This is a genomic window from Burkholderia sp. LK4 (assembly GCF_001043615.1).
GTDB classification, from domain to species: Bacteria; Pseudomonadota; Gammaproteobacteria; order Burkholderiales; family Burkholderiaceae; genus Burkholderia; species Burkholderia cepacia.
The window spans coordinates 29,953-54,419 of sequence record NZ_LDUL01000045.1 but is presented as its reverse complement, the minus strand read 5'-3'; the positions used below and the strand labels follow the sequence as shown (position 1 = coordinate 54,419).

Annotated in this window: 23 protein-coding genes; 15 read left to right on the top strand and 8 right to left on the bottom strand. The window is 66.9% G+C overall.

Annotated elements, in window-relative coordinates:
• Positions 1-23: 23 nt before the first annotated feature.
• Positions 24-1,139 (bottom strand): alanine dehydrogenase, encoded by a 1,116-nt coding sequence (gene ald / locus VK92_RS22790; protein ID WP_048021871.1) that lies wholly within the window; start codon positions 1,137-1,139, stop codon positions 24-26.
• A gap of 301 nt (positions 1,140-1,440) precedes the next feature.
• Here ald and VK92_RS22785 point away from each other — a divergent pair, with 301 nt between their 5' ends.
• Positions 1,441-1,857 (top strand): DUF3995 domain-containing protein, encoded by a 417-nt coding sequence (locus VK92_RS22785; RefSeq protein WP_027791422.1) that lies wholly within the window; start codon positions 1,441-1,443, stop codon positions 1,855-1,857.
• A 9-nt stretch (positions 1,858-1,866) separates the two neighbouring features.
• Here the strand turns inward: VK92_RS22785 and VK92_RS22780 are convergent, their stop codons facing one another.
• Positions 1,867-2,451, bottom strand: a complete 585-nt coding sequence (locus VK92_RS22780; RefSeq protein ID WP_048021873.1) for an RNA 2'-phosphotransferase — start codon at positions 2,449-2,451, stop codon at positions 1,867-1,869.
• Between the two features lie 604 nt (positions 2,452-3,055).
• On the opposite strand from VK92_RS22780, the gene VK92_RS22775 reads away from it, so the two are divergent.
• From VK92_RS22775 to VK92_RS22760, 4 genes are all read left to right on the top strand, one after another.
• Positions 3,056-3,793 carry a gluconate 2-dehydrogenase subunit 3 family protein gene (locus VK92_RS22775; protein WP_048021946.1) on the top strand — a complete coding sequence of 246 codons (738 nt, stop codon included), beginning with the start codon at positions 3,056-3,058 and terminating at the stop codon, positions 3,791-3,793.
• Positions 3,793-5,571, top strand: coding sequence for a GMC family oxidoreductase (locus VK92_RS22770; protein ID WP_021163240.1), 1,779 nt, complete (start codon positions 3,793-3,795; stop codon positions 5,569-5,571). The genes VK92_RS22775 and VK92_RS22770 overlap by 1 nt, the downstream gene beginning before the upstream one ends.
• Complete coding sequence (locus VK92_RS22765) at positions 5,568-6,980, top strand: c-type cytochrome (protein WP_048021877.1); 1,413 nt, start codon at positions 5,568-5,570, stop codon at positions 6,978-6,980. Before VK92_RS22770 ends, VK92_RS22765 begins: the two co-directional genes overlap by 4 nt.
• A gap of 208 nt (positions 6,981-7,188) precedes the next feature.
• The gene (locus VK92_RS22760; protein ID WP_048021879.1) at positions 7,189-8,904 is read left to right on the top strand and encodes a cation:proton antiporter domain-containing protein; all 1,716 of its coding nucleotides are present in this window, start codon (positions 7,189-7,191) and stop codon (positions 8,902-8,904) included.
• A gap of 63 nt (positions 8,905-8,967) precedes the next feature.
• On the opposite strand, the gene VK92_RS22755 is transcribed toward VK92_RS22760, so the two are convergent.
• The 4 genes from VK92_RS22755 to VK92_RS22740 form a co-directional block, all read right to left on the bottom strand.
• On the bottom strand, positions 8,968-9,732 hold the full coding sequence (locus VK92_RS22755; RefSeq protein WP_048021880.1) for an SDR family oxidoreductase: 765 nt from the start codon (positions 9,730-9,732) through the stop codon (positions 8,968-8,970).
• Positions 9,733-9,751: 19 nt separating this feature from the next.
• Positions 9,752-10,747, bottom strand: coding sequence for an arabinose ABC transporter substrate-binding protein (locus VK92_RS22750; protein ID WP_048021882.1), 996 nt, complete (start codon positions 10,745-10,747; stop codon positions 9,752-9,754).
• Positions 10,748-10,957: 210 nt separating this feature from the next.
• Positions 10,958-12,853 carry a peptidoglycan D,D-transpeptidase FtsI family protein gene (locus tag VK92_RS22745; protein WP_048021884.1) on the bottom strand — a complete coding sequence of 632 codons (1,896 nt, stop codon included), beginning with the start codon at positions 12,851-12,853 and terminating at the stop codon, positions 10,958-10,960.
• 417 nt (positions 12,854-13,270) lie between these two features.
• A complete protein-coding gene (locus VK92_RS22740) occupies positions 13,271-13,615 on the bottom strand; it encodes a DUF3564 family protein (protein WP_021164050.1) in 345 nt (114 codons plus the stop codon).
• A gap of 646 nt (positions 13,616-14,261) precedes the next feature.
• Here VK92_RS22740 and VK92_RS22735 point away from each other — a divergent pair.
• Positions 14,262-15,473, top strand: coding sequence for an SDR family oxidoreductase (locus VK92_RS22735; protein ID WP_048021887.1), 1,212 nt, complete (start codon positions 14,262-14,264; stop codon positions 15,471-15,473).
• Between the two features lie 55 nt (positions 15,474-15,528).
• Here the strand turns inward: VK92_RS22735 and hpaR are convergent, their stop codons facing one another.
• Positions 15,529-15,969, bottom strand: coding sequence for a homoprotocatechuate degradation operon regulator HpaR (hpaR, locus tag VK92_RS22730; RefSeq protein ID WP_021164054.1), 441 nt, complete (start codon positions 15,967-15,969; stop codon positions 15,529-15,531).
• Positions 15,970-16,121: 152 nt separating this feature from the next.
• On the opposite strand from hpaR, the gene VK92_RS22725 reads away from it, so the two are divergent.
• From VK92_RS22725 to VK92_RS41975, 9 genes are all read left to right on the top strand, one after another.
• The gene (locus VK92_RS22725; protein WP_048021889.1) at positions 16,122-16,811 is read left to right on the top strand and encodes a fumarylacetoacetate hydrolase family protein; all 690 of its coding nucleotides are present in this window, start codon (positions 16,122-16,124) and stop codon (positions 16,809-16,811) included.
• The gene (locus VK92_RS22720) at positions 16,808-17,572 is read left to right on the top strand and encodes a fumarylacetoacetate hydrolase family protein (RefSeq protein ID WP_048021890.1); all 765 of its coding nucleotides are present in this window, start codon (positions 16,808-16,810) and stop codon (positions 17,570-17,572) included. Before VK92_RS22725 ends, VK92_RS22720 begins: the two co-directional genes overlap by 4 nt.
• Positions 17,573-17,594: 22 nt before the next feature.
• On the top strand, positions 17,595-19,058 hold the full coding sequence (gene hpaE / locus VK92_RS22715) for a 5-carboxymethyl-2-hydroxymuconate semialdehyde dehydrogenase (protein ID WP_048021891.1): 1,464 nt from the start codon (positions 17,595-17,597) through the stop codon (positions 19,056-19,058).
• A 49-nt stretch (positions 19,059-19,107) separates the two neighbouring features.
• Complete coding sequence (gene hpaD / locus VK92_RS22710) at positions 19,108-19,956, top strand: 3,4-dihydroxyphenylacetate 2,3-dioxygenase (protein WP_048021892.1); 849 nt, start codon at positions 19,108-19,110, stop codon at positions 19,954-19,956.
• A gap of 33 nt (positions 19,957-19,989) precedes the next feature.
• On the top strand, positions 19,990-20,382 hold the full coding sequence (locus tag VK92_RS22705) for a 5-carboxymethyl-2-hydroxymuconate Delta-isomerase (protein WP_027791434.1): 393 nt from the start codon (positions 19,990-19,992) through the stop codon (positions 20,380-20,382).
• 20 nt (positions 20,383-20,402) lie between these two features.
• Entirely contained in the window at positions 20,403-21,206 is an 804-nt protein-coding gene (gene hpaH, locus VK92_RS22700; protein ID WP_021164056.1) for a 2-oxo-hept-4-ene-1,7-dioate hydratase, read from the top strand.
• A gap of 12 nt (positions 21,207-21,218) precedes the next feature.
• On the top strand, positions 21,219-22,025 hold the full coding sequence (gene hpaI / locus VK92_RS22695; protein WP_048021894.1) for a 4-hydroxy-2-oxoheptanedioate aldolase: 807 nt from the start codon (positions 21,219-21,221) through the stop codon (positions 22,023-22,025).
• A gap of 212 nt (positions 22,026-22,237) precedes the next feature.
• Positions 22,238-23,437, top strand: a complete 1,200-nt coding sequence (locus VK92_RS22690; protein ID WP_231600507.1) for an SEL1-like repeat protein — start codon at positions 22,238-22,240, stop codon at positions 23,435-23,437.
• A complete protein-coding gene (locus VK92_RS41975) occupies positions 23,428-23,592 on the top strand; it encodes a hypothetical protein (RefSeq protein ID WP_155630249.1) in 165 nt (54 codons plus the stop codon). Before VK92_RS22690 ends, VK92_RS41975 begins: the two co-directional genes overlap by 10 nt.
• 81 nt (positions 23,593-23,673) lie before the next feature.
• On the opposite strand, the gene VK92_RS22685 is transcribed toward VK92_RS41975, so the two are convergent.
• On the bottom strand, positions 23,674-24,465 hold the full coding sequence (locus VK92_RS22685) for an AraC family transcriptional regulator (protein WP_048021895.1): 792 nt from the start codon (positions 24,463-24,465) through the stop codon (positions 23,674-23,676).
• Between the last annotated feature and the right edge of the window lie 2 nt (positions 24,466-24,467).

Below are 24,467 nucleotides of genomic sequence, written 5' to 3'. Positions count from 1 at the left end.
CGCCGCGCGTGAAGGCGGTCACGTCACGCCAGCACGCCGGCCGCCGGCACGTAGGGCAGGCCGAGCGCCAGCGCGACCGCTTCGTACGTGATGTGCCCGTCGCACACGTTCAGGCCCGCGCGCAGGTGCGGATCGTCGGTCATCGCCTGCTTCCAGCCCTTGTCGGCGAGTGCGAGCGCGTGCCCGAGCGTCGCGTTGTTCAGCGCGAAGGTCGACGTGCGCGCGACCGCGCCGGGCATGTTCGCGACGCAGTAGTGCACGACGCCGTCGACGACGAAGGTCGGGTCCGCGTGCGTCGTCGCGTGCGAAGTCTCGAAGCATCCGCCCTGGTCGATCGCGACGTCGACGACGACCGCCCCGGTGCGCATCGTCGCGATCATGTCGCGCGTGACGAGCCGCGGCGCCGATGCGCCCGGCACGAGCACGGCGCCGATCACGACGTCGGCATCGCGCACGGCTTCGTCGATCGTGTGCGCGTTCGAGCAGACGGTCGCGATCCGGTTGGCGAACACGAGGTCGAGCTGGCGCAGCCGGTTCACGTTGGTGTCGAGCACGGTGACGCGCGCGCCGAGGCCGACCGCCATCTGCAGCGCGCCGGTGCCCACCACGCCCGCGCCGAGCACGACGACATGCGCGGCCGGCACGCCGGGCACACCGGCCATCAGCACGCCGCGCCCGCCGCGCGGGCTTTCGAGGTGGGTCGCCGCGACCTGGATCGACATGCGCCCGGCCACCTCGCTCATCGGCGCGAGCAGCGGCAGGCCGCCGCCCGGGCCCGTCACGGTTTCGTAGGCGACGCAGACGGCGCCGGACTTCACGAGTGCCGCGGCCTGTCCGGGATCGGGCGCGAGATGCAGGTACGTGTAGAGGATCTGCCCGCGCCGCAACATCGCGCATTCCGCCGGCTGCGGCTCCTTGACCTTGATGATCATGTCGGCGCGCGCGAAGACTTCGTCGGCACCGTCGCAGAGCGATGCGCCCGCGGCCGTGTAGTCATTGTCGAGCAGGCCGATCGCGGTGCCCGCGCCGCGCTGCACCAGCACGCGGTGGCCGTGCCGAGTGAGTTCGCGCGCGCCGGCCGGCGTGAGGCCGACACGGTATTCGTGGTTCTTGATCTCCTTCGGCACGCCGATCAGCATGAGTCGCCTCCATGGCCTTCGTTATCGTTGTCGTGCAGGTGCGCCGTGCGGCCGGTCGCGCGGATGCGTATCGACCGCGGTACTGGAATAACAGGGTAGTGGTGCGCGGAGGGAAGTCAAGCGGCCGGCCCGCGCGCACTGCGTTGCAACATCGGTCGTGGCGGGTTGCGACCGGAGGTCGCAATGCAGCGGCTGCCGGGTTTCGGTATCGTCACGGGTGTCGCGGCCCGGGGCCGCGTGCCGGCGCTTCGCCGGCAGCACGTCGAGATAACGACACAACGAGACGAGGGCATTGACCGACATGACCGGGGCGTATTTCAGCGTGCCGACGCTTTGCGCGATCGCGCTCATTCACGTGTACTGGGCGTTGGGCGGGCGGCGCGGCAAGCGTGCGGCCATTCCCGAGCAGGACGGCGAGCCGCTGCTGCGGCCGACCGCCATCGGCACGCTCGCCGTCGCGGCGGCATTGCTGGGCGGCGCGTGCGTGGTTGCCGCGCGCGCCGGCTGGCTGGGGCCGAACCCGTATCCCGGCACGATCTCGTTCGCGGTCGTTGCGCTCGCATTGATTTTCGCGGTGCGGGCCGTCGGCGATTTCCGTTACGTCGGCTTCTTCAAGCGGATTCGCGGGTCGCGTTTCGCGCGGATGGACACGCTGTATTACTCGCCGCTGTGCGCGGCGCTGGCGCTGTCCATCGCGTCGATGTTCTGGCCGCGGTGAACGCGCGTTTCAGCGCTTAGGCGCTTCCCGTTCCGTAAGGTATTCCGCCGGCACGGTATCCGTCAGCCATACGCCGTTTTCGGCGACGAAGAACGTGTGGCCTTGCCGATGCATGCGCTGCGCATCGACCTCGAGAATCACGGGCACGCCGTAGCGCGTGCCGACGGCCAGCGCGGTCCGGATGTCCGACGACAGATGCACGTGATGACGGGCACCGGGTATCAGCCCTTGCGCCCGAATCGAATCCAGGAAGCGCGTCGCGGTGCCGTGATAGAGGCGCTCGGGCGGTTGCGCGGCCGGATAGTTGCGCTGCACGACGGGCGTCGAATGGCCTTGTACCGCGCGGATACGTCGGCCGTCGTCGGAGAGGGCGAAGCGCTGCTTGTCGTTGGTCGCGCAGACGGTTTCGAGCGTCGCGCGATCGATGGGATGCCCCAGGCGGGCGATGCCGGCGATCAGTTCGTCGATGTCGGCCCAGCCTTCCGGGTCGAGCCGCAGCCCGATCGTTTGCGGCGCGTGGCGCAGCAGGTAGCTGAGGGTTCGGCTGATGCGGGTCGCGTCGGCCGTCGGCAGTTCATTCTTATGTGGTCTCATGAGACGCGGAGGCTACCAGAGCGCGATGCAAACCGGCACCCATCGGTGCGCCGCGTGGCTGGAAAGCCACAGCCTTCCGCGAAACCCGACACACGACAATCCTTTGCCTGACGCCCGCGTCAGCGGGTAATCGCGCGAATCCTTTCGCGTTCCGGCTTCCGGACTTTTCAATTGTTGCGATTTTCGATGCATTGAATTGCATTGGCGTACCTTTGAATGGAACCGGTTCCATATATAATTCGCGGCACTTGTCGCCGGGCCCGAAAGAGGGTCGTGCACGTTGCGCTTGCTGTCGGCAAACGCGACGTCTAAGTTGAATGAGGGTCATGAGCGATGAGGGGCAGATGCGGGCAGATGCCGGTATTTGTCAGACGATAAGGCTCACAAAGAAGCCGATCCGTGCAGCGCAGCCTGAACCGGCGCGACGCGCGGCCGCATGAAGGCGCTGCCGCGCATTGCATGGGCGGCGCCTGCATCGAGGTGGTTCGCAACAGACGAAAGAACAGGACGGCCAGCCGATTGCGGCGAGGCTGCCATGCCGGGCATGCCGCATGCGGAGTGCGCGCGTCCGGGCCCCGAGATCCCCAACGATCAACATCCGACCATGTCCACGTCACCTGACAAACCCAACTCGCGCCGCCGTTTCCTGCGCACGTCGGTCGCGCTCGTGCCGATCGCGTCGGTCGCCGGCTGCGACCTGCGCTCGTCGTCGCCTTCCGCGACGACCGGCAACGCGCCCGGTGCATCGGCCGGCGCCGAACGCGCCCCGTACAAGCCGACCTTCTTCGATGCGAAGGAATGGGCGTTCGTCCAGGCCGCCGTCGACCGGCTGATTCCGGCCGACGCCGAAGGCCCCGGCGCGCTCGAATCGGGCGTGCCCGAATTCATCGACCGCCAGATGGAGACGCCGTATGCGCACGGCGCGACCTGGTACATGCAGGGGCCGTTCCAGCAAGGCGTGCCCGAGCTTGGCTACCAGCTGAAGCTGGTGCCGCGCGACATCTACCGGCTCGGTATCGCGGCGGTCAACCGCTATTGCGAGAAGACCCACGGCAAGGCGTTCGCGGATCTCGACGCGCCGACGCGCGACACCGTGCTCGGCGCGCTGGAGAAGGGCGGCGCGCAGATCGACGACGTGCCGCCCGGCGTGTTCTTCGGCCAGTTGCTGCAGAACACGCGCGAAGGCTATTTCTGCGATCCGGTGCATGGCGGCAATCACGACATGGCCGCGTGGAAGATGATCGGTTTTCCCGGCGCACGCGCGGACTTCATGGATTTCGTCAACCAGAGCGGCAAGCCCTATCCGTACGGCCCCGTCTCGATCAACGGGGAGCGCAGCTGATGGCCGCAGAGAAAAAACCGCATGTCGATGCGGTGATCGTCGGCTTCGGCTGGACCGGCGCGATTCTCGCGAAGGAACTGACCGAAGCGGGCTTGAACGTGGTCGCGCTCGAGCGCGGCGAGTATCGCGACACCTATCCGGACGGCGCGTATCCGAACACGATCGACGAGCTGACCTACAACATCCGCAAGAAGCTGTTCCTCGACCTGTCGAAGACGACGGTGTCGATCCGCCACGGGCTGCAGGACACCGCGCTGCCGTACCGGCAGCTCGCCGCGTTCCTGCCGGGTGAAGGCGTGGGCGGAGCGGGGCTGCACTGGTCGGGCGTGCATTTCCGGATCACGCCGGAAGAGCTGCGCCTGCGCAGCCACTATGAAGAGCGCTACGGCAAGAAGTTCATCCCCGAAGGGATGACGATCCAGGACACCGGCGTGACCTACGACGAGCTCGAGCCGCATTTCGATTTCGCGGAGAAGGTGTTCGGCACGTCGGGGCAGGCGTACAAGGTCGGCGGCAAGGTGGTCGGCGACGGCAACGTGTTCGAAGCGAACCGCAGCGACAACTTCCCGCTGCCCGCGCAGCTCAACACGTATTCGGCGCAGCGCTTCTCCGATGCCGCGAAGTCGCTCGGCCTGCATCCGTACCGGCTGCCGTCGGCGAACACGTCGGGCCCGTACACGAACCCTTACGGCGTACAGATGGGCCCGTGCAACTTCTGCGGCTACTGCAGCGGTTACGCGTGCTACATGTACTCGAAGGCGTCGCCGAACCTGAACATCCTGCCCGCGCTGAAGCAGGCGCCGAACTTCGAGCTGCGCTCGAAGTGCCACGTGCTGCGCGTCGACCTCGACGACACGAAGAAGCGCGCGACGGGCGTGACCTATGTCGACCCGGCCGGGCGTGAAGTGCACCAGCCGGCCGATCTCGTGATCGTGGCCGCGTTCCAGTACCACAACGTGCACCTGCTGCTGCTGTCGGGCATCGGCAAGCCGTACGACCCGATCTCGGGCGAAGGCGTGGTGGGTCGCAATTTCGCGTACCAGAACCTGTCGACGATCAAGGCGTTCTTCGACAAGGACACCTACACGAATCCGTTCATCGGCGCGGGCGGCAACGGCGTCGCGGTGGACGATTTCAACGCGGACAATTTCGACCACGGCCCGCTCGGCTTCGTCGGCGGCTCGCCGCTGTGGGTGAACCAGGCCGGCGTGAAGCCGATCAGCGGCATCGCGACGCCGCCCGGTACGCCGCAGTGGGGCTCGGCGTGGAAGAAGGCGGTCAAGGACAACTACGCGCACACGATCTCGATGGACGCGCACGGCACCAACATGTCGTATCGCGACGTGTACCTCGACCTCGATCCGACCTATCGCGATTCATACGGCCAGCCGCTGCTGCGGATGACCTTCGACTGGAAGGACAACGACATCAAGATGGCGCAGTACGTGACCGGGCAGATGAAGAAGATCGCGGAGGCGATGGGGCCGAAGGCGATCGGCGTGTCGACGCGCGAGTTCGGCAAGCACTTCGATTCGCGCGCATACCAGACGACCCACCTCGTCGGCGGCGCGATCATGGGCACCGACCCGAAGACGAGCGTGCTGAACCGCTACCTGCAGTGCTGGGACGTGCACAACGTGTTCGTGATGGGCGCATCGGCGCTGCCGCAGGGCATCGGCTACAACCCGACCGGGATCATCGCGGCGCTGGCCTACTGGTCGGCACGTGCGATCCGCGAGCAATACCTGAAAAATCCCGCTCCGCTGGTGACCGTATGAAGAGGACGATGAACCACAACGTCGCGCGCCGCATGTCGCGCGCGCTGGCGGCCGGCGCGGCCTGGGCCGCGCTCGGCTTCGCAGGCGCGACGGCGTTTGCGCAGCCGGCTGCGCCTGCGGCGGCTTCCGGCCCGGCGGCTGCACCCGCGGCCCGGTCCGCCGACGCGAACCTGATCAAGCGCGGCGAATACCTCGCGCGGGCGGGCGACTGTATCGCGTGCCATACCGCGAGCGGCGGCAAGCCGTTCGCGGGCGGGCTGAAATTCGACACGCCGATCGGCGGCATCTATTCGACGAACATCACGCCGGACCCGAAGACGGGCCTCGGCGGCTGGACTTACGAGGACTTCACGCGCGCGGTGCGCGAAGGCGTGCGCAAGAACGGCGACACGATGTATCCGGCCATGCCGTTCCCGTCGTACGCGCGCCTGACCGACGACGACATGAAGGCGCTGTACGCGTACTTCATGCACGGCGTCGCGCCCGTCGAGCACGAGAACCGTGCGGTCGACATCGTGTGGCCGCTGTCGATGCGCTGGCCGCTTACGATCTGGCGCAAGATGTTCGCCCCGACGCCGAAGCCGTTCGACGCGGCGCCGTACACCGATCCGGTGGTCGCGCGCGGCGCGTATCTCGTGCAGGGTCTTGGCCACTGCGGTGCGTGCCACACGCCGCGCGCGCCGACGATGCAGGAGCGCGGGCTGACCGACGCGGACGGCCCGGATTTCCTGGCCGGCGGTGCGGCGATCGACGGCTGGGTGCCGACGAGCCTGCGCGGCGAGCCGCGCACGGGTCTCGGCACGTGGAACGAAACCGAGATCGTGCAGTTCCTGAAGACGGGCCGCACGCTGCGCACGGCTGCATTCGGCGGGATGACGGACGTGGTCGGCCACAGCATGCAGCACATGACCGACGACGACCTGAACGCAATCGCGCGCTACCTGAAGACGCTGCCGCCGCGCGTGCAGGGCGAGCAGCCGCACGTGTACGACGCGGCGGCTGCCAAGGCCCTGCAGGCCGGCGACGCGAGCAAGCCGGGTGCGGCCGTCTATCGCGACAACTGCACGGCCTGCCACCGCAGCGACGGCCATGGCTACACGCGCGTGTTCCCGGCGCTCGCCGGCAACCCGGTCGTGCAGGGCGACGATCCGACCTCGCTGATCCACGTCGTGCTGGAAGGCAGCGCGCTGCAGGGCACGCGCACCGCGCCGTCGACGTTCACGATGCCGCCGTTCGGCTGGCGCCTGTCGGACCAGGAAGTCGCGGACGTGTCCAACTTCGTGCGCACGAGCTGGGGCAACACGGGGGCGCCGGTGACCGCCGCGCAGGTCGCGAAGGTGCGCAAGAGCGTGCCGTCGACCCGGCCCGAACCGCCGCCGGGCGCGCGGTTCCCGCAAGCGTCGCGCTGACGGGGGCGGCGGGGCGCCCGCCCCGCCTGTCCGATGTGCTTCAAGGCGCCGCGCGATCCGCGCGGCGCCTTTCGTTTCGCCGGGGTTGCACCCCGCCAAGGCGGGCCGCCGCGTGAATTTTTCGCGGCGGCGCGCCATTCTTCCGCCTCATCCCTTATCCTTTCGTTCTTGAACCTTACTAAATCGTTACAAGAACTTGGGAGGGGGGATGCCTCATGACATCAGCCTGATTGCGTTGCTCGCGGCCGGTTTCGGTCTCGCGATGGTCTTCGGTTACTTCGCGTCGCTGCTGAAAATGCCGCCGCTCGTCGGCTATCTGCTCGCCGGGATCGTGATCGGCCCCGGCACGCCCGGTTTCGTCGGCGACCTGTCGCTCGCGCAGCAGCTCGCCGAAGTCGGCGTGATGCTGCTGATGTTCGGCGTCGGCCTGCATTTCTCGCTCGGCGATCTGCTCGCGGTGCGCAAGATCGCGCTGCCGGGGGCCATCGTCCAGATCACGGTGGCCACGCTGCTCGGCGGCGGTCTCGCGCTCACCTGGGGCTGGAGCGTCGGTGCGGCGCTCGTGTTCGGGCTCGCGCTGTCGGTGGCGAGTACCGTCGTGCTGCTGCGTGCGCTGGAAGGGCGCGGGCTCGTCGAGACGGTCAACGGGCGCATCGCGGTCGGCTGGCTCGTCGTCGAGGATCTCGTGATGGTGCTCGTGCTCGTGCTGCTGCCGCCCGTCGCGGGGCTGCTCGGCGGCACGCCGCCCGGCGACGCGCACGCGGCCGGCGGCAGCGTGTGGGGCACGCTCGGCGTCACGATGCTGAAGGTCGCGGCGTTCATCGCATTGATGCTGGTGGTCGGCAAGCGCGTGTTCCCGCGCATTCTGTGGCTCGTCGCGCGCACGGGCTCGCGCGAGCTGTTCACGCTGTGCATGATCGCGGCTGCGGTCGGCATCGCATTCGGCGCGGCGAAGCTGTTCGACGTGTCGTTCGCCCTCGGCGCGTTCTTCGCCGGGATGATGATGCGCGAGTCGGAGTTCAGCCGGCGCGCGGCCGACGAGACGCTGCCGCTGCGCGATGCGTTCTCGGTGCTGTTCTTCATTTCGGTCGGGATGCTGTTCGACCCGAAGATCCTGCTCGCGGAGCCGCTGCACGTGATCGAGGTCGCGGCGATCGTGGTGATCGGCAAGACGCTCGCGGCGGTCGCGCTCGTGATTGCGTTCCGCTATCCGCTGAATACCGCGCTGACGGTCGGCGCGGGCCTCGCGCAGATCGGCGAGTTCTCGTTCATCCTCGCGGGGCTCGGCCGTGCGCTCGGGCTGCTGTCGGCCGAGGGGCAGAGCCTGATCCTCGCGGTCGCGCTGATCTCGATCGCGATGAACACGCTGCTGTTCGCGATGATCGATCCCGCGCTTGCGTGGATCCGCAAGCATTCGGCGTTCGCGCGCAGGCTCGAGGCGCGCGACGATCCGCTCGCCGCGCTGCCGATGTCGACGCCGCAGACACATCTCACCGGGCAGGTCGTGATCGTCGGCTACGGCAAGGTCGGCACGCGCATCGCACATGCGCTCGACGAGCGCGGCATCGCGTACGTCGTCGTCGAGCAGAATCGCGAGCTCGTCGAGAAACTGCGCGCGGAAGGCGTTGCTGCCGTGTCGGGCGATGCGATCGAGCCGATCGTGCTGGTGCAGGCGCATATCGCGCGCGCCGGGATGCTGGTCGTCACGCTGCCCGACGTGTTCGACGTACGGCAGATCGTCGAAATCTCCCGCACGCTCAACCCGGCGCTCGAGGTCGTGCTGTGCACGAACAGCGGCGACGAGGCCGCGCTGCTGTCGAACGAGGGCATCGGCACCGTGTTCATGGGCGAGACCGAACTCGCGCGCGGGATGACCGAGCACGTGCTCGGCAGGATGGCGAAGCCGGTCGCGGCCGCGCATTGACGGCGGGCGGCGGCGCGGCGGCGCGGCAGCGGGCAGCGGCCGCCGGCGCCGCGGGCTTCGGTTTCAGTAGAACGTCTCGAGCGTCAGCTCCTGCGCCATCACGCGATTGCCGGCCAGCAGGCCGCCGTCGACGGGCAACGCGACGCCCGTGATGATCCGCGCCGCCGGCGAGCACAGGAACAGCGCGGCCTGCGCGACGTCGTCCGGCGTCGCGAAATCGTCGAGCGGATACCACTTCCTCAATTGCTCGAACACCTGCGGATTGCGCTGCACGCGTGCTTCCCATGCGGGCGTCTTCACGGTGCCCGGCAGCACGATGTTCGCGCGCACGCCATCGCGGCCGAATTCGATCGCGAGCGATTTCGTGTAGCTGATCAACCCGGCCTTCGCCGCGCTGTACGCCGGATGCCCGAGTGCATGCACGCCGTTGACCGAACCGATGATCGCGATTGCGCCGCGCCCGCGTGCGCGCATGCCGGGCAGCACGGCTTCGACGCTCATGTAGGTGGCCGTCAGGTTCGCGTCGAGATCCGTGCGCCAGGTGGCGGGCGTCGTGTCGCGCAGCGTGGTCGATGCGGCCGTGCCCGCGTTGGCGACGAGCACGTCGGCTTGCGGATGCGATTCGAGCGTCGATTGCAGCCGTTCGGCGTCGGTCAGGTCGTCGACGACCGGCGTCACGTGCGCGTCGCCGAGCGTATCGATGAAGCGGTCGAGCGCCGCGCGGTCGCGATCGAGCGCGAGCACGCGGTCGCCGGCGGCGAGGAAGGTGCGGCACAGCGTCTGGCCGATGCCGCCGGCGGCGCCCGTCACGAGGGTGGTGCGTGTCATGTCGGCTCCTTGTGCCGGCTCACAGGCCGAGCGCGGCGCGCGCCTGCTTTTCGTTGTCGCGCGTGATCAAGGTGCCGGACGTCAGCACGAGCGGCGGCGGCGCCTGGTTTTTCGTGATCCAGTCGTACATGTCGATGCTCGTCTGGTAGCCGTGCTGGCGCGGATTCAGCAGGATCGAGCCGTAGAAGCCCGTCGGCTTCGGCTTCGCGAATTCGTTGAGCGCGATCTGGCTGCCGTTGATGCCGACCGCGACCATCGCATCCGCGCCGATGCCGCGCCCCTCGGCGGCGCGCACCGCGCCGACCGTCGTGTCGTCGTTCGAGCCGAACGCGACCCAGCGCTTGAAATTCGCATGCTTGGTGAGCGCGATGTTCGCCGCGTTGAACGCGCCTTCGGTGTCGGCCGTCATTTCGGGTGCATCGATCACGTTCGCGGCCGGGAAACCGGCGGCCTTGAGCGCATCGACCGCGCCGGTCGTGCGTTCGCGTGCGGTCGGCAACTGGTCGTACGCGATCCGGATGATGCCGACCTCGGCCGGGTTCCAGCCGCGCCGCTTCGTCTCGTCCGCGATCGCCTGGCCGACCTGCTGGCCGATCCTGTACGCGGAGATGCCCATGTGCGGCACGCCCTGGAGCGGTGCACCGTGGCCGTCGACGAGCTGGTCGTCGACCGACATCAGCTTGATCCCCGCTCGCTTCGCCTTCGCCGCGATGCCGGGGCCGAGCTTCACGTCGGGTGCGCAGATGATCACGCCCTGTGCCTTTTGCGCGGCGAGGCTGTCGAGCGCGGTCGATACCTTTTCGCCGCTCGGCGTCGCGATCTTGATCAGCGTGAAGTGCTTTTCCTTCGCCGCCTGGTCGGCGAAGCGCCATTCGTCCTGGAACCACGGATCGTCCGGCTGTTTGACGAGGAAGCCGATTTTCACGTCGGCGGGGTCGGCGGCATGGGCGGGTACCCCGCCGACCAGCGCCGCGCTCGTAATGGCCAGTGCGAGCGTCTTCCAGTGGAATCGCATGCGTCTCTCTCCTTTTTTGTAGTCGCGCGCACGGGCAGGGCTGCCCGACACGCGGAAAAATTGTAGGAGGAGGGAGCGGGAACGCTCAAATGATGCGCGGCGTTCCTAGAAAGTGGGACGGTGCCCGATGGCGGGGAAATGCGTGGCGGCCAGGGGCCGCCGGTGTGCCACGCGCGCCGGCGGGCGCCGTGCCGCGGGGACGTGCCGCGCTTATCCGGCCGCCGTGGCCGGCTGCACCGGTACGTTCGACGGCGCGGCAGTCTTCAGCGGCGCTGCGGTTTTCGGTGCCGCAGCCGTCCTGGTTTGCGCAGCCGCTTTCGGCGCGGCCACCGTCTTCTGCGGCGCGGCGGCCTTCGCCGGCGGCGTCTTCTCGGGCTCGACCGGCGCGTCGGGCGGCACGCCGAGCAGTTGCAGCGAGCCGCTCGTGACCGACGCGAACACCGGGCCGGCCACCGTGCCGCCGTAGTAGCCCTTGCCGCGCGGCTCGTCGATCATCACCGCGACGATCAGGCGCGGGTTGCTCATCGGCGCCATCCCCGCGAACAGCGCGCGGTACTTGCCCTTCGCATAGGTCGCGCCGACCTGCTTGCGCGCGGTACCGGTCTTGCCGCCGATCCGGTAGCCGTCGACGCGCGCGCGGCGCCCCGTGCCGCCTTCGCCGACCGCCATCTCGAGCATCGAGCGGATCGACGCGGCCGTTTGCGGCGACGTCACGCGGTGGCCGCGATGCGCGTCGATCGTCTGCTGATCGGTGCCGTTCTTCAGCAGCGACACCGGGTGCAGCGTGCCGTCGCCGGCATAGGCCGTATAGGTTTGCGCGATCTGCAGCAGCGACATCGACAGGCCGTAGCCGTATGCCATCGTCGCCTGCTCGATCGGCCGCCAGCGCTTGTAGCCGCGCAGCCGGCCCGACGCGACGCCCGGGAACGTCAGCTCCGGCGCGCGGCCGATCCCGTATTCCTGGTACTTGTTCCAGATCGTTTCGGCGGGCAGGCTCAGCGCGAGCTTCGCAAGCGCGACGTTGCTCGACTTCTGCAGCGCCTGCGAGACCGTCAGCGAACCGTGGTTCGACGTGTCGTGGATCACGGCCGGGCCGATCTTGTAGGTGCCCGGCGACGTGTTGATGATCGTGTTCGGCGTGACCTTGCGTTCGTCGATCGACAGCGCGACGACGAGCGGCTTGATCGTCGAGCCCGGTTCGAACGTGTCGATCACCGCGCGGTTGCGCAACTGCTGGCCGGTGAGGCGCGCGCGGTCGTTCGGGTCGAAGGTCGGGTAGTTCGCCAGCGCGAGGATCTCGCCGTTCTGCGCGTCGAGCACCACGACGCTGCCGGCCACCGCGTTGTTCTCGACCACGGCCGCCTTGAGCTGGCTGAACGCGAGCTGCTGGATGCGGCGGTCGATCGTCAGCTCGATCGTCGCGCCATGCTGCGCCGGGACAAGCGGGCGCGTGTCCGACACGATGCGGCCGAGCCGGTCGCGGATCACCTCGCGCTGCCCGGACGTGCCCGACAGGCGCGCATTCGCCGCGAGCTCGACGCCTTCCTGACCCTTGTCCTCGACGTTCGTGAAGCCGACCACGTGCGCGGCCGATTCGCCTTCCGGGTAGAAGCGCTTCGAATCGGCGATCTGCGTGATGCCGTCGATCGCGAGCTTGTCGAGCCTGCCCGCCGTGTCGGCGTCGACCTGCCGCTTGAGCAGCACGAACGTCTTGTCGTTGCCGAGGCGCCGCTTGACCTCGACGAGCGGCATGTCGAGCAGCTTCGAGATCTGCGGGTAGTCGGTGTCGGCGACCTGCTTCGGGTTCGCCCAGATTTCATAGGTCGACAGGCTGACGGCGAGCATCGCGCCGTTGCGGTCGACGATGCGCCCTCGCATCGCGTCGAGCTCGATCGTGCGCTGGTAGCGTTTCTGGCCCTGGCCGACGTAGAACTCCTTGTTCGCGACCTGCACCCAGAACGCGCGGCCGATCAGCGCGGCGAACGCGAGGAACACGATGATCACGATCAGCTTCGAGCGCCACATCGGCAGGCGCGACGCGAGCATCGGGTTCTTGGTCGCGGCCGCGTACGGATCGGCGGGGTGGGTCTTCTTTTTCACGCTCATGCAATGGCCGGGTCGGGCCGCCGGAAGGCGGCGAGTCAGTCTGAATAATGCGATTGTAATAAATGAGTAAACGCCGTGTGGGGAAAGTATGTTCCGGCCCCGTGAAAAGGCGCGAATCGGCGATCCGGCAAAGGGTGGAACAGGGCATACGAAAAGAGGGCGGAAGCGGAGCTTCACAGACGCAGCAGGTGATTGAAGGCGGCCGATTCGGTGCGTATCGATCCGCTTACACGATCTCCTGGACAATCGATGCCGACCGTCCCCGGCGCGCGATCAATTGCCCGGTTCGCGATTATTTATTTGCACCAGAAAATGGAAACGCCCCGAAGAGGGGCGCCGCTAATACTGAATATCGAAATGAATATCACTGAAACCGGAATAAACCCGAAAACCGCAGACGAATTACATCGATAATTTCTACCGGGTGACGGAAATGAATTCCCGATATTCCGGCTCGCTCGTGCAGCGATCGACAGCCTGCAGTCGCCATGCGCCGGGGTGATTGCCGGCGAGTACGGCGGAGCCCTGTTCGCGCTGGGTCGCACCGAACGACAGTCCCTTCAACTGGCACACGGCATTCCCGCCGTCAGCCGCGCAGAGCGCCATCGCGCCCTCGACGTCGCGAACCTTGCCCCAGGCGGGAAGATCGATGCCCTGATGTGCCTCGCGCGACCACAGTCCTTCGTCGGTGTCGACCCACAGTACCGCGAACGAGTGTCGGGTTGCTGATTCGCTGCCATTAATCCGAATGGTGAGGCGCATTGTGATCGTCTCCAAAAAAATGAACATTCGACCGTTTTGACTTGATCAGTCTAGATAGACTGGTGTGAAACGCAAGTGATAATCCGCAATAAATCCGCATTGAGTTCATTGCGGTTTCAGATGAAACGATGTCTGACGATTCATGGTTATTCCGGCGGCGCGCGCGAACACACGCCCACCGGCGATCGCGGCGCCGATCGGGGCCCGGTTGATCCTCGAGACATGGGACGACACCGCCGAGAGGCGCGTCGATCTGTCGCGTGCAACCAGCCGCGGAAACCCGGCCGGCCGACGCGGTCCGGCCGTGCCGGAGGGAGCGCGACCGGATGTCGAGGCGTTCCGACTGCATTGCCGGACGACAGACTCCGACAATCGCATACAAATCGGCACACTTTCACGAAACTTTCGGGACAGACTTGCCTGCGGTCGGGCCCCACACTGAGATATTCCCGATCCAGTGCCGCGGACGCCCGTCCTCGGCGGCTGCCGCCGCCTCGTGCCAGAGACGCGATCGACGCGATCGCGGGCCGCACGCCCGATCGGGACTGCCGGGGCGCGCGTCAGGCCCCGGCCCGGCCGGTGAGCCGTGCGCAGCCCGCAACCGCGGGCGCCGCGCCGCCCGGCCGATTCTTCGAAGGAGACTATCGTGCTGATCTGGAAAACCGCGTTGTCGCTCAACTGGCGGACGAGCCTCGTGTCGCCGGCCAGCGCACCGGTCGCGGCGGCGAACGTCGGGCGGCTGGTGCTGACCGGCGCAACCGGCTTCATCGGCAGTACCGTCCTGACGGCGCTCGTCAATGCGGGGCTGCTCGACCGCATCATCTGCGTCGTGCGCGCGCAGGATCGCGGCCATGCCGTCGCGCGACTGCGCGAAGCGGCGCTGCGCGCGGGGCTGGCGCCGTACTGGGCGTCGCGCCTGACCGACGCGAACGTGATCGTCGGTGCGCTCGGCGACGTGTGGCAGGGCGCCGACGCACCGCGCCTCGCCGCCGCGACGCACGTGATTCACTGCGCCGGCCATGCGTCGCCGGCCGACGGCGCGCACCTGCGGGCCGACATCGCCGACGCGGTGCGTTTTGCCGAGCGCTTTGCACGGGCGCCGCGCCTGCTGCGCTTCGTCTACGTCGGTACGGCCTACGCGCATGCGGGTCGTGGCGGGATCGTGCAGGAAGAGGCGGCGGGCGACGCGGCGAACGACGTCGCGCGCGACGAAGAAGGCTTGCCGGGCGCGGTGCTCGCCGCGGACTACCTGCATGCGAAGGCGGAGACCGAGCAGCGCCTGCGTGCGCTCGGGCTGCCGCTCGTCGTGGTGCGGCCGTCGCATGTGGTCGGCCATACTGTACTCGGTACGCGGCCCGCGCCGAATTCGTTCTGGATGTTCCGGCTGGCGCATGCCGCACGCCGCTTCACCGCGCGACCGATGACGCGCATCGATATCGTGTCGGTCGACGACGTGGCGCGCGCGACGATGCTGCTGGCCGTCAAGCCGACGCTCGCACACGACCTGTATCACGTGTCGGCCGGCGACGAGGCGCCGCAGGTCGCGCAGATCGTGCGTGCGATGGACGAGGCGGCGGGGATGACCGGCGCACCGCGCTACGCGGCGTGTGCGCCGTCCGAATTGCCGCTCGTGGTGCGCGACGTGCTCGGGCGAACCGATCCGGCACTCGAGCGCGTGATCGGCCGGGCGTTGCAGCGCTGCGGGGAATTCGCGACGGTCGATCGCGTGTTCGACAACCGTCGCGTGCGCGACGAAATCGATTTCGAGCCGCTGCCGTTCATCGATTACGTCGAGGAATGCATGCGCACGTCGCGCGGCGTGGCCGTGACCGAGCTGATGCGCGGCGCCGTGCACTGACCGTCCGCGCCGCACCGGCCCCCGTTCCCGCGGCCGGCGGGAACGGGGGCCGTCATCACGTGTTGCCGCCGAGCTCGATGAGCCGGTCGAGCGCGCGATAGATGTCTTCGAGGCCGTCCTCGCCGAACCGCGATTCGAGCTGCCGGTACTGCTCGTCGATCCGCGGGCCGATTTCCGTGACCAGTTTCCTGCTTTGCGGCGTCAGGCTCACCAGCAGCCGGCGCTGATCTTCCTGCGCGCGCGTGCGCGTGATCAGGCCGTCGCGCTCCATCCGTTCCAGCACGCCCGTGAGGCTCGGGCTCAGGATGCAGCAGCGGCGCGCAATCTGTCCCGCTTCGAGCGCTTGCGCCGGTTCGCCGTCGAGCACGCGGATGATCCGCCATTGCTGTTCGGTCAGCGCGAATTCCTTGAGAATGGGGCGGAACAGACCCATCAGCGTTTCGCGGGCCTCGAGCAGCAGCATGGCCAGGTTGCGATGGTCGAGCGTACGGTTCATCGGGGTGAGCAGTGGACGGGGACGCATCAATCTTAACAGCCGAACGGAGTGAATTTCGCGTATCAGGGTAATCGAGGTTGCCAGCGTTCGATTGTTTACTTAAGATATTAAGTATTGACGATGCGCCGCGACGCGCGGCAGGGGAATGACGCATGGAGCTGTCTTGCATGACCGCCGCGGCGCCGCCGTTGCCGGTCGCCATCGGTACCGTCTACGGTGCGCTGCTCAACGAGCGTGCGGCGCTCGACGCACTCGGCGATGCCGTGAACGCACCGCCTTACGGCCGCCCGCCGCAGGCGCCGATCCTGTACATCAAGCCCGCCAACACGCACGCGGCCGACGGCGCGACCGTCGTCGTGCCGGCCGGCGTCGACGCCCTGGAGATCGGCGCGTCGGTGGCCGTCGTGTTCGCCCGGCGCGCGACGCGCGTGCCGGCCGCGCGGGCGCTCGACTACCTTCACGGCTTCACGCTCGCCAGCGACGTGTCGATCCCCCATCCCGACTACTACCGTCCGGCCGTGCGCTTCAAGTGCCGCGACGGTTTCTGCCCAATGGGCCCGGCCATCGTGCCGGCCGCCGCGCTTGGCGATGTCGACACGATCGGCCTGACCGTGCGGATCGACGGCGAGGTGGCCGTCTCCGCCTCGACGTCTACGCTGATTCGCTCCGTGCGCGAACTGATCGCCGACGTGACGGCCTTCATGTCGTTCGACGCGGGCGATGTGTTGCTGCTCGGCGTCGCGGGCGGCGCGCCGCGCGCCCGCGCGGGCAGCACGATCGAGATCGCCGCCGCCGGCATCGGCACGTTGCGGCACACGCTGATCGCGGAGGAAACACGATGAAGACGGCACGCGTGATCTACAACGGCGCAGTGCATGCGGCCGAACCGGCCGGCGATGGCGCGATCCGTCTCGACACGGGGCGGGTCGTTGCCGAGGACGCGGTTGCGTGGCTGCCGCCCGTCGCGCCGCGCACCACGTTCGCGCTCGGCCTCAACTACGCCGACCACGCGAAGGAACTCGCGTTCAAGGCGCCGAGCGAACCGCTGATCTTCCTGAAGGGGCCGAATACGTTCATCGGCCACCGTTCGCGCACGGTGCGCCCGGCGGACGCGACGCACATGCATTACGAGTGCGAGCTGGCCGTCGTGATCGGCCGGCCTGCGCGCAACGTGAGCCGCGCGCAGGCGCTCGACTACGTGGCCGGCTACACGGTCGCGAACGACTACGCGATCCGCGACTATCTCGAGAACTACTACCGTCCGAACCTGCGCGTGAAGAACCGCGACACCTGCACGCCGCTCGGGCCGTGGTTCGTCAGCCGCGACGAGATCGGCGATGCGGGCGACCTGACGCTGCGCACGACGGTGAACGGCCGGGAGACGCAGCGCGGCAGCACGCGCGACATGATCTTCGACGTGCCGGTGTTGATCGAGCACATCAGCGGCTTGATGACGCTCTCGCCGGGCGACCTGATCCTGACCGGTACGCCCGAGGGGCTGGCGGACACGAAGCCGGGCGACGAAGTCGTGACCGAAATCGAAGGGATCGGCCGGCTCGTGAACACGATCGTCGGCGAAGCAGACTACTATCGCGCCGGCTGAGCCCGTCGCCCAAGGAGAGAGCATGACCATCAAGCACTGGATCGACGGCCGCGAAGTCGAGAGCCGCGAGACGTTCACGACGCTGAATCCCGCGACGGGGGAAGTCATCACCGACGTCGCATCGGGCGGCGAGGCCGAAGTCGACGCGGCCGTGCGCGCCGCGAAGGAAGCCTTCCCGAAATGGGCGAACACGCCCGCCAGGGAGCGCGCGAAGCTGATGCGCAAGCTCGGCGAGCTGATCGAGAAGAACGTGCCGATGCTCGCGGCGCTGGAGACGCAGGACACCGGCCTGCCGATCGCGCAGACGAGCAAGCAGCTGATTCCGCGCGCGTCCGAGAACTTCAACTTCTTCGCGGAAGTGTGCGTGCAGATGAACGGCCGCACCTATCCGGTCGACGACCAGATGCTGAACTACACGCTGTACCAGCCGGTCGGCGTGTGCGCGCTGGTGTCGCCGTGGAACGTTCCGTTCATGACCGCGACGTGGAAGACGGCGCCGTGCCTCGCACTCGGCAACACGGCCGTGCTGAAGATGTCGGAGCTGTCGCCGCTGACGGCCGACCAGCTCGGCCGCCTCGCGCTCGAAGCCGGCATCCCGCCGGGCGTGCTCAACGTCGTGCAGGGTTACGGCGCGACGGCCGGCGACGCGCTGGTGCGTCATCCGGACGTGCGTGCGGTGTCGTTCACCGGCGGTACGGTGACCGGCAAGCGGATCATGGAGCGTGCGGGCCTGAAGAAGTATTCGATGGAACTCGGCGGCAAGTCGCCGGTGCTGATCTTCGACGACGCCGATTTCGACCGCGCGCTCGACGCGTCGCTGTTCACGATCTTCTCGATCAACGGCGAACGCTGCACGGCCGGCTCGCGGATCTTCGTGCAGCGCACGATCTACGATCGCTTCGTGCAGGAATTCGCGCGCCGCGCGAACAACCTGGTGGTCGGCGATCCGTCCGATCCGGCCACGAACCTCGGCGCGATGATCACGCGCCAGCACTGGGAAAAGGTGACCGGCTATATCCGCATCGGCGAGCAGGAAGGCGCGCGCGTGGTTGCGGGCGGCGCCGACAAGCCGGCGGGCTTGCCCGACCACCTGCGCAACGGCAACTTCGTGCGGCCGACCGTGCTGGCCGACGTCGACAACCGGATGCGCGTCGCACAGGAAGAAATCTTCGGGCCGGTCGCGTGCCTGATTCCGTTCGAGGACGAGGAAGAAGGGCTGCGGCTCGCGAACGACACGTCGTACGGCCTTGCGTCGTACATCTGGACGCAGGATGTCGGCAAGGTGCATCGCCTCGCGCGCGGCATCGAAGCCGGGATGGTGTTCGTGAACAGCCAGAACGTGCGTGACCTGCGCCAGCCGTTCGGCGGCGTGAAGGAATCGGGCACCGGGCGCGAGGGCGGCGAATACAGCTTCGAGGTGTTCGCGGAGATCAAGAACGTGTGCATCTCGATGGGTTCGCACCACATTCCGCGCTGGGGCGTGTGACGGGCGCGGGTCGTCTGCAGCACGAAAGAACCAAACGGAGACTTGAACGATGGGCAAACTGTCCCTCGCCGCGAAAATCACGCACGTGCCGTCGATGTACCTGTCGGAACTGCCCGGCAGGCATCACGGCTGCCGCGAGGCAGCGATCCGCGGCCATCAACTGATCGGCGAGCGCTGCCGCGCGCTCGGCGTCGACACGATCGTCGTGTCTGACGTGCACTGGCTCGTCAACGCCGGTTATCACGTGAACTGCAATGCGCGATTCGCGGGCACGTACACGAGCAACGAGCTGCCGCATTTCATCCGCGACATGGAGTATGCGTATCCGGGCAACCCGGCGCTCGGCCGGCTGATCGCCGAGACGGCCAGCGCGCGCGGCGTCGCGACGCGCGCGCACGAGATCGACAGCCTCGAACTCGAATACGGCACGCTCGTGCCGATGCGCTACATGAACGCCGACCAGCACTTCAAGGTCGTGTCGATCGCCGGCTGGTGCATGTGGCATCAGCTCGACGAAAGCCGGCGCTTCGGCGAGGCGCTGCTCGAGGCGATCGAAAGGAGCGATTCGAACGTCGCATTCCTCGCGAGCGGCTCGCTGTCGCACCGTTTCAACGACAACGGCAGCCCCGAGGAATCGATCCACCAGATCAGCCGCGAATTCTTCCGGCAGGTCGACCTGCGCGTGGTCGAGCTGTGGAAGCAGGGCGATTTCAAGACCTTCTGCGCGATGCTGCCCGAGTACAACACGCACTGCCACGGCGAAGGCGGGATGCACGACACGGCGATGCTGCTCGGCCTGCTCGGCTGGGATCGCTACGATAAACCCGTCGAGATCGTCACCGACTATTTCGCGAGTTCGGGTACCGGGCAGATCAATGCGATCTTTCCGGTGGCCTGAGCACCGCGCCACGCACTCGACTGGAGACCCGCCATGCCACATATCGTCGTCGAATACACCGCGAACATCCGCGACGACGCACGCATTCCCGCGCTGCTGCGCACGATCAACGCCACGCTGATCGCGCAGGGCGGCGTGTTCCCGACGGGCGGCATCCGCTCGCGCGCGATCGAACTGCAGGACTACTGCGTAGCCGACGGCACGGAAGACGATGCGTTCGTGCACGTGACGCTGAAGATCGGCTCGGGCCGCAGCGACGCGCAGAAAAAGGCCGCGTGCGACGCGCTGTTCGACGCGATCAAGGCGCATTTCGCGGAACTGTACGCGAAACGGTACCTCGCGCTGTCGATGGAGCTGACCGAGTTCAGCGAAAGCGGCTCGTACAAGCACAACAATATCCATGCCCGCTACAAGCGGGCCGGCTGAACCCCATTCCCGATCCGACCATGCTCGAAACCGCCCTCATCGACCAGCTCGCGCAGCGTCTGCACGACGCCGAGCGCGAGCGCAAGCAGATCCGCCAGATCTCGCTCGACCATCCCGACATCACGATCGACGACGCGTATGCGATCCAGCGCGCGTGGGTCGCCCTCAAGCTCGCGGAAGGCCGCACGCTGAAGGGCCACAAGATCGGCCTCACGTCGAAGGCGATGCAGAACACGTCGCAGATCGACGAGCCCGACTACGGCGCGCTGCTCGACGACATGTTTTTCGCCGACGGCGGCACGATTCCCACCGGGCGCTTCATTGTGCCGCGCGTCGAGGTCGAACTCGCGTTCGTGCTCGGCAAGCGGCTCACCGGCCCGGACTGCACGATCTTCGACGTGTACGACGCAGTCGACTACGTGGTGCCTGCGCTCGAGATCATCGACGCGCGCAGCCAGTCGATCGACCCCGACACGAAACGGCCGCGCAAGGTGTTCGACACGATCGCCGACAACGCAGCGAATGCGGGCGTGGTGATCGGCGGGCGCCCCGTGAAACCGCAGGACGTCGACCTGCGCTGGGTCGCGGCGATCATGTCGCGTAACGGCGTGGTCGAGGAAACGGGCGTCGCGGCCGGCGTGCTGAACCATCCGGCGAACGGCGTCGCGTGGCTCGCCAACCGGCTGGCCCGCTTCGACGTCGCGCTGGAGCCGGGGCAGATCGTGCTCGGCGGTTCGTTCACACGGCCGTGCGCGGCGCGGCCGGGCGACACGTTCAGCGTCGATTACGGCCCGCTGGGGACGATCCAGTGCTACTTCGAGTGAGGTGAGCGAACGATGCGGATTCCTACGAATGTCTTCAAGGCCGCGCTTGAGCGCGGCGACGCGCAGGTCGGGCTGTGGCTCGGGCTCGCCAATCCGTACAGCGCGGAAGTGGTCGCGGGCGCCGGTTTCGACTGGCTGCTGATCGACGGCGAGCATGCGCCGAATACGGTGCCGACGATCCTCGCGCAGTTGCAGGCAATCGCGCCGTATCCGTCGCATCCGGTCGTGCGCGTACCGTGGAACGATCCGGTGATCGTCAAGCAGGTGCTCGATCTCGGCGCGCAGACGCTGCTCGTGCCGATGGTGCAGAGCGCCGACGAGGCGCGTGCGGCGGTGGCCGCGACGCGCTATCCGCCGCACGGGATTCGCGGCGTGGGCAGTGCGCTGGCGCGTGCGTCGCGGTGGAATCGGGTCGGCGATTACCTGCATCGCGCGAACGACGAGATGGCCGTGCTCGTGCAGGTCGAGACACGCGCGGGGCTCGACGCGATCGATGCGATAACGCGGGTCGAGGGCGTGGACGGCGTGTTCATCGGGCCGGCGGATCTCGCGGCCGATCTCGGGCATCTCGGCCATCCGGGGCACCCGGACGTGCAGGCCGCGATCGATGGTGCGATCCGCGCGATCAAGGCGGCCGGCAAGGCGCCGGGCATTCTCAGCGCGGATGAGGCAGCCGCGCGGCGTTATCTGGACGCGGGAGCGCTGTTCGTCGCGGTCGGGGTCGATACGACGTTGCTGGCGAGGAGTGCGGAGCGGTTGGCGGCGCAGTTCAAGGGGAATGGCGGCGATGCGGTGAAGAAGGGCGACGGGACGTATTGACGATACGGCGACGGGCGACGGTTGTCGGCCCGCCCGTCTGCCTTCCGCTGCGCGGCTTCAAGCCACAACTGCGTCCGCGGAAGAGGACAAGCCTGTAACCAGTACATTCAGTGTTGTTGATGAGCGAAGCGGGATGGAGGACTATGGGACACATCACCAAAAACCAATCCTGATGGTGGCGGTGTCGGCGGCCCTCCTGAAAATGTGTACGCATGAAAAATCTTATCTACGTATTGCGTTTTGCCATCGCCGCTTTGTTGCTGGCAACTACGGCACATGCTGGCATCCTGACTTCTATCGGCAATAAGTTGACCACTGCTATGTCTGATCTGCCACGAAACGAAAAACTACCGCTATTTGACCCACACCGAAAAGATTTTACCTGTGCATATGAGGCGCAACGAGTGCCGTCCGTTGATCCGCAGGCAGAAATGTGGTTCCAGCAAGCGTTGAAGCTGGACGACCCTGCGGTGCCTGCCGACAACATTGATTATGCGAAGGTGTATCAGCTCTATCTGCAAGCAGCTGAGAAAAACCATTGGAAAGCGATGCTGAATCTGGCGTCGTTGATCTTGAGTGATCATTCCGGCGTACCGGAACACAATCCGGAAGTGGCAATTCAATGGGTCGAGAAGGCGATGAGGCTCGATATTCCCGACGCGTACGACAGGATGGGTGTATATCATCTCAACGGCGTGGTGAAGGAGGCGGACGCTACGAGCGCTTACGCTTTTTTCCAGCGAGCAGCAGATATGGGTAGTCCGGCCGCAATGACGTTCCTGGGATACAAGCTGGCCGCGTCTTACGATAACCCCAGCGAGGGTTTTTGGGCCAACCAAGCGGTGGGAACCAAGATGCTCGAATGTGCTTTTGCACAGGGATATGGGGATGCCGCCGAGAAGTTGGGTTTGATCTATGCGCGTCCCAATACACTCGAGGCGAAGCTCCGCGCGCTGAAGGTCTTGCATGAAGGTGTAAAGCTCGGGAGCACCAAATGTGCGGATAGCCTCGTTTCGGAATTTGACGGGATGGATCTCGACAACGGGACCAATCTGGTAGGGCATATCGACAAAGCGCGTGCTCAACGCTACGGTAAAATTGCCGATACTTTGAAGCTTTACGACGGACGGTTGAAGCTCCCCAACCTGGACAAGATACTGCCGTTACCGCCAGCGCCGCTTCCCAAATGGAACGGTGACGGACAAACGCTGATCAATGCCGCCAAGGCGGTTACTCCGCCAGTCCGGCGGCAAAAGAGCAGTACGCTTCAGGGGCGTTCTTTTATGCCCGATGGTCATGCGCTCGCAGCATTGGGAACGAGCACGCTTGCAGTCGGGGAGATCGAAGCGTACCCAAAACGGGATACTGGCTGGCACTGTACGGTTCATCGAATGAGCCCAATGTGCGGTTGATTGTGCGATCCGGCTCGCCAGAGCGTTTTGAAACCGGCGAGCGGTTCGAGCCGCCGCTGCACGAGTGGTTATCGCCGGATCGCGTGCAATGGTATTTCCTCGACGAAGCGTACCGTCTGCCGCCACAGCGTGCAGATTTTCTGGCCGCAGCGTGACAACGATGTGTGCTGTGCAGTTCGAATATCCGACATATCAGTAAGTGGGCCGCGACCGTTCACGCCTGCGGGCGGTCGCACCTATCCCGCCGCTCGTCGTCCCGCCTCCATATACTTCCCCGGCGTCGTCCCCAACGCCCGCCTGAACATGTCGATGAACGCGCTCACGTTGTCGTACCCGAGATCGAGCGAGATCGTCGTCACCGGCACGCCGTCGGCGATTTTCTCCAGCGCCCGCAGCAGCCGGGCCTGCTGACGCCACTGCGCGAACGTCAGCCCCGTCTCGGCCACGAAGCGGCGGCTCATCGTCCGCGCGCTGATTCCCGCCCATTCGGCCCATTCCTCCAGCCGCCGGTTGTCCGCGAGATCCGCGGCAAGCGCATCGGTGATCCTCGTCAGCCGCGGATCCTGCGGCCGCGCCAGCCCCAGCGCCTCGATTTCCGACGACGCGATTTCATCGAGGATCACGTCGGCGATCCGGGTTCGAGCGGCATCCAACTCCGACCCCTCCCAACTCGCCGCGCGCTGCACGGCTTCGCGCAGCAGCGGCGTCGTGCGGATCGCGCGCGGGGTATCCGGCAAGGCCGCGCAGCGCGCTTCGGCGATGAACGCCGACCAGCCGGAAATCGGCCCGAACGAATGCAACGAATGGCGGCAATGCGGTGGAATCCAGATCGCATGGATCGCCGGCACGACCCAGTCCTGGTCGTCGAGGCCGATCGTCAGCAACCCGCTCAGCGCGCCGACGAGCTGGCCGCGCGCATGCGAATGAGGTGGCGTCACGCGCGGGTCGCGTTGCGACAGCACGGCGGCAACGACGAACGGGCCGTCGTCGGACGTGACGAAGCGGGCGGGCAGGAGCGGATCGGACATGG

Bases quoted from the DNA above. Each gene is read 5' to 3' on its own strand.
- ald (WP_048021871.1), bottom strand. From the start codon at position 1,139: ATGCTGATCGGCGTGCCGAAGGAGATCAAGAACCACGAATACCGTGTC.
- VK92_RS22785 (WP_027791422.1), top strand. From the start codon at position 1,441: ATGACCGGGGCGTATTTCAGCGTGCCGACGCTTTGCGCGATCGCGCTC.
- VK92_RS22780 (WP_048021873.1), bottom strand. From the start codon at position 2,451: ATGAGACCACATAAGAATGAACTGCCGACGGCCGACGCGACCCGCATC.
- VK92_RS22775 (WP_048021946.1), top strand. From the start codon at position 3,056: ATGTCCACGTCACCTGACAAACCCAACTCGCGCCGCCGTTTCCTGCGC.
- VK92_RS22770 (WP_021163240.1), top strand. From the start codon at position 3,793: ATGGCCGCAGAGAAAAAACCGCATGTCGATGCGGTGATCGTCGGCTTC.
- VK92_RS22765 (WP_048021877.1), top strand. From the start codon at position 5,568: ATGAAGAGGACGATGAACCACAACGTCGCGCGCCGCATGTCGCGCGCG.
- VK92_RS22760 (WP_048021879.1), top strand. From the start codon at position 7,189: ATGCCTCATGACATCAGCCTGATTGCGTTGCTCGCGGCCGGTTTCGGT.
- VK92_RS22755 (WP_048021880.1), bottom strand. From the start codon at position 9,732: ATGACACGCACCACCCTCGTGACGGGCGCCGCCGGCGGCATCGGCCAG.
- VK92_RS22750 (WP_048021882.1), bottom strand. From the start codon at position 10,747: ATGCGATTCCACTGGAAGACGCTCGCACTGGCCATTACGAGCGCGGCG.
- VK92_RS22745 (WP_048021884.1), bottom strand. From the start codon at position 12,853: ATGAGCGTGAAAAAGAAGACCCACCCCGCCGATCCGTACGCGGCCGCG.
- VK92_RS22740 (WP_021164050.1), bottom strand. From the start codon at position 13,615: ATGCGCCTCACCATTCGGATTAATGGCAGCGAATCAGCAACCCGACAC.
- hpaR (WP_021164054.1), bottom strand. From the start codon at position 15,969: ATGAACCGTACGCTCGACCATCGCAACCTGGCCATGCTGCTGCTCGAG.
- VK92_RS22725 (WP_048021889.1), top strand. From the start codon at position 16,122: ATGGAGCTGTCTTGCATGACCGCCGCGGCGCCGCCGTTGCCGGTCGCC.
- VK92_RS22720 (WP_048021890.1), top strand. From the start codon at position 16,808: ATGAAGACGGCACGCGTGATCTACAACGGCGCAGTGCATGCGGCCGAA.
- hpaE (WP_048021891.1), top strand. From the start codon at position 17,595: ATGACCATCAAGCACTGGATCGACGGCCGCGAAGTCGAGAGCCGCGAG.
- hpaD (WP_048021892.1), top strand. From the start codon at position 19,108: ATGGGCAAACTGTCCCTCGCCGCGAAAATCACGCACGTGCCGTCGATG.
- VK92_RS22705 (WP_027791434.1), top strand. From the start codon at position 19,990: ATGCCACATATCGTCGTCGAATACACCGCGAACATCCGCGACGACGCA.
- hpaH (WP_021164056.1), top strand. From the start codon at position 20,403: ATGCTCGAAACCGCCCTCATCGACCAGCTCGCGCAGCGTCTGCACGAC.
- hpaI (WP_048021894.1), top strand. From the start codon at position 21,219: ATGCGGATTCCTACGAATGTCTTCAAGGCCGCGCTTGAGCGCGGCGAC.
- VK92_RS22690 (WP_231600507.1), top strand. From the start codon at position 22,238: ATGAAAAATCTTATCTACGTATTGCGTTTTGCCATCGCCGCTTTGTTG.
- VK92_RS22685 (WP_048021895.1), bottom strand. From the start codon at position 24,465: ATGTCCGATCCGCTCCTGCCCGCCCGCTTCGTCACGTCCGACGACGGC.